This window comes from Ensifer sp. NM-2 (assembly GCF_003024455.1).
Lineage (GTDB): Bacteria > Pseudomonadota > Alphaproteobacteria > Rhizobiales > Rhizobiaceae > Ensifer > Ensifer canadensis.
Genome location: NZ_PVZR01000126.1, coordinates 1 through 490 on the forward strand (window position 1 = coordinate 1; position 490 = coordinate 490).

Consider the following 490-nt stretch of genomic DNA (forward strand, 5'->3'; position numbering starts at 1 on the left):
TTGACCATCACCATGCCGGCCTCGGCATTGCGCTTGAAATGCGTCGCATGTTTCAGGCTGGTGGTGGCAATGCCCGACGACAGCCCGAACGGCGTGTCGTTGGCGACGGCAAGCGCCTCGTCATAATCCTTCACCCGGATCACCGAAGCGACCGGTCCGAAGATTTCTTCACGCGAGATGCGCATCTGGTTGGTTGCCTCGGTAAACAGCGCCGGCTGCAGGTAGAAGCCGGGCGTGTCGCGCTTCAGAAGCTCGCCGCCGAAGGCGAGTTTGGCGCCTTCCTGTTTGCCGATGGCGATGTAGTCGGTGTCCTGGTTGAGCTGGCTCTGGTCGACCACCGGGCCGATATGGGTGCCGGCCTTCAGCGCGTCGTCGATGGTGAGCCCCTTCATGCGCTCGCCCATCGCCGCCACGAACCGGTCGTGAATGCCTTCGGTCACGATCACCCGCGACGACGCGGTGCAACGCTGGCCGGTGGAGAAGAAGGCGG

The 490-nt window shown here is 63.7% G+C and carries 1 protein-coding gene; it reads right to left on the reverse strand.

Annotated elements, in window-relative coordinates; translation table 11 throughout:
* Nucleotides 1–490: aldehyde dehydrogenase family protein (locus C6558_RS39100; RefSeq protein ID WP_146161018.1), on the reverse strand; the 490-nt coding region annotated here is incomplete at both ends.